Genomic DNA, 5,662 nt, shown 5'->3' on the forward strand with positions numbered 1-5,662 from the left:
CGGTAGGTCTTCAGCTCCGTCTGCTGGTGCACCAGATAGCGCTGGTCGCGCGCGTGCGGCGAGTTGGCGTGCAGTCCATCCATGATCATCCTCTCGGTTCAAACTCTGTCGGTGCCACGATCCATGCATCCCATGCCGCAGCGGCTCCGACAGGCCTTCTTTCTGCAAGAAAGCAGCCAATCCCAAATGAGGTGCCCACCAATGGCCACGCCCGCCACATATTCGGCAAGGTCATGGCCAGCACCTTCGTCTCAGTCGTCACCAGAGCCCGTCAGGCCGAAAGCGCGACCCACTCTTCTTCGGATATCGTCTCAATGCCCAGTTCGGCGGCCTTGCGCGCCTTGGAGCCGGCATTCTCGCCGACCACGACGAGGCTGGTCTTCTTCGAGACTGAATCCGTGACCTTGGCACCCAGTTCCTCGGCGCGTGCCTTGGCGGCGTCGCGAGTCATGGTCGACAGTTCGCCGGTGAAGACGACGATCTTGTCCTTGAGCTTGGCGTCGGCGGCAATGACGCGGCGCTCGACCGGCTGGACCGAGAGCTGCTTCAGCAGGTCGCGGATGATCTCGACATTGTGGCCCTCGCCGAAGAAGGCGCACATCGCATCCGCCGTCGTGACGCCGATCTGCTCGACGTTGCATAGCCGTCCGTAGCTCGGCCCGACGGTTTCTGCGGCCTTCTCCTTCTTCGCAGGATCGGGATGCGCCTCCCGCTCTTTCGCCGCCGCCAGCATCTCCGACAGCCAGGTATCGGCGTCGCCGTATTCCTGAGCCAGGATCTTCGCCGTCGCCTCGCCGATCAGGGGGATGCCGATCGCGTTGATGAAACGGTCGAGCGTGATGGTGCGGCGCGCCTCGATGGCGGCCAACAGGTTGCGCACGGAGAGATCGCCCCAGCCCTCACGCTTCTTGAGGTCGGCTTCGCGCTCGGGCAAGCGGAAGATGTCGCCCGGCACCTTGAGCAGCCCGTCGTTGAAGAAGTTCTCGATGTGGGTGCCGCCCAGCCCCTCGATGTCGAAGCAGTTGCGCGACACGAAGTAGCGCAGGCGCTCGACCTGCTGGAACGGACATTCGAGGCCGCCGGAGCAGCGCCGCACCACGCCGCCCTCCTCGGCCTTCACCTCGGTCTCGAGCGGACAGGGGCAGTGCGTGGGGAAGTGGTACTTCTGAGCGTTCTTTGGGCGCTCATCGGCGATGAAGCCAAGCACCTGCGGGATCACGTCGCCGGCGCGCTGGATCGTGACCATGTCGCCCACGCGCACATCGAGCCGCTCGATCTCGTCGGCATTGTGCAGCGTCGCGCGCGCCACAATCACGCCGCCGACATTCACCGGCTCGAGTTCGGCCACCGGCGTCAGCGCCCCCGTACGGCCGACCTGGATGTTGATGGCGTTGAGGCGCGTGCGGGCCTGTTCGGCCGGGAACTTGTGGGCCGTCGCCCAGCGCGGCGCCCGGCTCACGAATCCCAGCCGCTCCTGCCAGTCGATACGGTCGACCTTGTAGACGACGCCGTCGATATCGTAGGGCAACGACGGACGCTCGACGCCGATCTTCTGGTAGAAGGCGCGGACCTCGTCCGGCGTGCGACAGAGCTTGGTCAGGGGGTTGGTCTCGAAGCCCCACTTTCCCAACAGCTTCAGGTATTCGGTGTGGGTCTTCCAGCTGCGCGGCTCAGCCTCGCCCCAGGCATAGGCGAAGAAACGCAGGGGGCGCTTCGCGGTGATCGCGGGGTCGAGCTGGCGCAGCGAACCCGCGGCGGCATTGCGCGGATTGGCGAAGGTCTTCTCGCCCGCCTCCTCCTGGCGTTCGTTCATTGCCTGGAACGCCTCGCGCTCCATGTAGACCTCGCCCCGCACGTCGATCAACTTCGGGAACCGGTCGTTGCCGAGGGGCTTCAGATTCTTCGGAATGTCTTCCACGGTGAGCAGGTTGGCCGTGACGTCCTCGCCCGTCGTGCCGTCGCCCCGCGTCGCGCCCTGCACGAATTCGCCATCCTCATAACGCAGGCTGATCGAGAGCCCGTCGATCTTGGCCTCGCAGCTGAAGGCAATCTCGTCCTCGGGGCCGATGTTGGTTTCCTTCTCCAGGCCACGGCGCACCCGGTCGAGGAACTCCTGCAGCTCCTCGTCGGTGAAGCAGTTGTCGAGCGACAGCATCGGTCGCGCATGCTTCACCTTGGCGAAGGCCGTGGTCGGTGTCGGCGCCACCCGCTGCGTCGGGCTGAACATGTCGACGATCTGCGGGAACCGCGCTTCGATCGCCTTCAACCTCTGGCGAAGCTTGTCGTAGTCCGCGTCCGATATCTCGGGCGCGTCCTTCTCGTGATAGAGCCTGTCGTGGTGGACGATTTCCTCGGCGAGCCGCTTGTGCTCGGAGCGGGCCTGCCGCTCGGTCAGCTTGTCGACGGCGAGCGCCGCCACGACCTTGGCCGCACGGGACATCGTCGTCCTCCTAACCTGCGGTCGCCAGCAGCCGGTCGGCCGCGGCACGCGCCTCGACGGTCACTTCCGCGCCCGACAGCATGCGAGCGATTTCTTCGCGACGCCCCTGTGCATCCAGCGCCACGACGTCGGTGCTGGCCGCCGTCCGGGTCGTGGTCTTGCGGATCAGCCAGTGCCGGTCGGCAACCGCGGCGACCTGGGGCGAATGAGTGACGACGAGCACCTGAACGTCCTTCGCCAGCCGCTTCAGCCGCTCGCCGACGGCGGCCGCCGTGGCGCCGCCAATGCCGGAATCGACCTCGTCGAAAACGATGGTCGGCGCGTCGCCCGCCTTGGCGAGACAGACCTTGAGAGCCAGGAGGAAGCGCGAGAGTTCGCCACCCGAGGCGATCCTGGCAATCGGCGCCGGCGGTGCACCGGGATTGGTCGACACCGTGAACTGAACGCGATCCAGGCCGGCGGCCGACCATTCCGCCTCGGGCAAGGCGGCAATCTCGGTCACGAACTTCGCCCGTTCGAGCTTGAGCGGCGCCAGTTCCGCCGCCACCGCCTTGTCGAGTCGCGCGGCGCCCTTGCGGCGGGCGGCGGACTGCGCTTCGGCCGCCGCGACGTAGGCGGCGCGGGCCGCTTTCGCCTCGGACGCGAGCTTCTTCAGTCCCGCCTCACCATCGTCCAGAGCCGCCAGTTGGGCCGAGAACTTTTCGGCGAGTTCCGAGAGTCCCGCCACGGCGACATTGTGCTTCCGCGCCATCGCCCGCAGCGCGAACAGCCGCTCCTCGATCTTCTCCAGCCGGGCCGGATCGAACTCGAGCGCGTCGCGCGCGATCTCGAGCTGCGCCTGCGCTTCCGTGGCTTCGCTCAAGGCGCGATCGAGCGCCGCCAGAGGCTTATCCAGCCGACCATCCGCCTTGTCGGCATTGCGTTCGATCAGCCGGTGCGCAGTACGCAGACTGGCGACGGCACCGCGCCCCTGCTCGAGCTCGGCCAGCGCCTGTGTCACGGCCTCGCCCAGCGCACTGCCCGCCCGCATCAGCGCCCGTTCGCTGGCCAGGGTTTCCTCGTCGTCGGCCTTGGGCGCCAGGGCCTTCAGCTCCTTCACCGCATGGCGCAGGAAGTCCTCGTCACGCCGCGCGGCTTCGGCCGTGCCCAGGGCGTCGGCATGCGCCCGCTCCGCCGATCGCCACGCCGTCCACGTCGAAGCCACCGCGGCTGCCTGTTTCTCGAGACCGGCAAAGGCATCGAGCGATGCGCGGTGCGTGCCCATGTCGAGCAAACCGTGCTGATCCATCTGGCCCTGGATTTCGACCAGCGTGTCGCCCAGCCGGCGCAGCAGCGCGACCGAAGCGGGCTGATCGTTGACGAAGGCGCGTCCGCGTCCATCGGCAGCGATCGTGCGCCGCAGGGTCAGCAGATCCTCGCCGTCGAAGCCCTGCTGGGCGAGGATCGACCGAGCGGGATGTTCGCGCGGCAGGTCGAAGGAAGCGGCGATCGAAGCCTGTGGCGTACCCCGCCGAACCACGCCGGATTCGGCCCGTGCACCGAGCACCAGGCCGAGTGCGTCGATCAGGATCGACTTGCCCGCGCCAGTCTCGCCGGTCAGCGCGCCTAGACCGCCGGCTTGTGCGAATTCGAGGTCGAGCTTCTCGATCAGCACGAAATCGCGAATCGAAAGCGTGGCGAGCATGCCGGCGTCAGAAGATGCTGGAGAACCAGCCGCGCTTCTCGTCGGGCGGCCTCGTGCCCTCGCCGGTCATCAGGAAGTAGCTGTCCTGATACCACTCGCTGCCGGGGAAATTGTAGCCGAGCACGGCCGCGGCCTCCTGCGCCTCACTCTTCACACCGAGCGAGAGATAGCTCTCGACCAGACGATGCAGCGCCTCGGGCACGTGGGTCGTGGTCTGATAGCGTTCGATCACCACGCGGTAGCGGTTGATCGCGCCGACATACTGCTGGTTCTGCTGGTAGTAGCGGCCAACCGCCATCTCCTTGCCCGCCAGGTGATCGATGCACAGCTCGACCTTGAGGCGCGAATCGCGGGCATAGGGCGACTCGGGGAAGCGCTTCACGACCTCGGCCAGCGCATCGAGCGCCTGCTGGGTGGTGCGCTGATCGCGTCCGACATCGGAGATCTGCTCGTAGTAGCAGAGCGCCTTCAGATAATAGGCATAGGGAAGGTCACGATGGCCGGGATGAAGCTGGATGAACCGGTCCAGCGCGATGATGGCCTCGTCGTACTTGTTGGACTGGTAGTAGGCGAAGGCCGCCATGATCTGCGCCTTGGTCGCCCAGACCGAGTACGGGTGTTGGCGGTCGACCTCTTCGAAGCTCTTGGCGGCGGTCTTGTATTCCTGCTGCCCCAGGGCATCGAGGCCACGATTGTACAAACGCTCGACGGGCTGCTCGACGTAATTGTCGTCGTCCGACCCGCCGCAGGCGACGAGGCCGAACGCCGCCAGCGACAGCGCCAGTCCCGCCACGATGCGCCGACCCTTACTCACAACCAACTTCGACATGTCCCATCCGCAATAAACTTCGGTGCCGGCGGTTTATATCACGCGCCATCGAAAAAAAGAGGGGCCGCAGGGCCCCTCCGAAGATGCGTGGAGAACAGATATTTCCTGCGTCAGTTCGCTTGCCGCCGCAGGAAAGCCGGAATTTGCAGATCGTCATCATCCCGGGCGGGCTTCGAACGCTCAGTGACGTCGAGGCTGATCGAGGTCTGGACTGGCGCCGGACGCGCAACAGGGGCTTTCGGCGCCACTGCGACGACATTCTCCGGAGCTGCCGGGCGGGTAGCGACCGGCTCGGCCGGTGCCGCTCCGACCGAGGCGGGCTTGGGCGCCGAGAAAGCGCCGGTAATGCGCTGGAACAGGTTCGGCGCACGATTGTCGGTCGCCGGACGGGCGGCCATCGGCCGCGCGACATGTTCGGCTCGCACCGGGGTCTTGGTCGTCGAGGGACGGCTGATACGCCAATCGTTCTCGTCGACCAGCGGACGCTGTGGCGCAGCCGGCGCCTGGACGGGAGCCGGCGCGACGGCGACAGGCGCCTGGACGGGTGCCGGAGCTGGAGCGACCTCGACCGGCGGAGCCACCATGACGGGAGCTTCAACCGGCGCCTCGTAGGCGGGAGCCGGCGTCGGCATCGACGCCACGATCGGCGCAGCCGGGGCGGCGGCAACCGCTGCAGGCGCCACAACCGGCGGGGCCGGCGGGGCGACGG

3 protein-coding genes and 1 pseudogene are annotated in these 5,662 nt (G+C 66.8%); all 4 read right to left on the reverse strand.

Going from position 1 to position 5,662, the window contains the following annotated elements; all coding sequences use genetic code 11:
• Positions 1–271: 271 nt before the first annotated feature.
• On the reverse strand, positions 272–2,440 hold the full coding sequence (ligA, locus tag ACT6UX_RS30100) for an NAD-dependent DNA ligase LigA (protein ID WP_444778820.1): 2,169 nt from the start codon (positions 2,438–2,440) through the stop codon (positions 272–274).
• Between the two features lie 10 nt (positions 2,441–2,450).
• On the reverse strand, positions 2,451–4,124 hold the full coding sequence (gene recN, locus ACT6UX_RS30105) for a DNA repair protein RecN (protein ID WP_444778821.1): 1,674 nt from the start codon (positions 4,122–4,124) through the stop codon (positions 2,451–2,453).
• A 7-nt stretch (positions 4,125–4,131) separates the two neighbouring features.
• Positions 4,132–4,953: an outer membrane protein assembly factor BamD gene (locus ACT6UX_RS30110; protein ID WP_298304499.1), complete on the reverse strand. Its 822-nt coding sequence runs from the start codon at positions 4,951–4,953 to the stop codon at positions 4,132–4,134.
• 110 nt (positions 4,954–5,063) lie between these two features.
• Positions 5,064–5,662, reverse strand: a pseudogene (locus tag ACT6UX_RS30115) (hypothetical protein); the annotation flags it as partial.

This window comes from Reyranella sp. (assembly GCF_052439685.1).
Lineage (GTDB): Bacteria > Pseudomonadota > Alphaproteobacteria > Reyranellales > Reyranellaceae > Reyranella.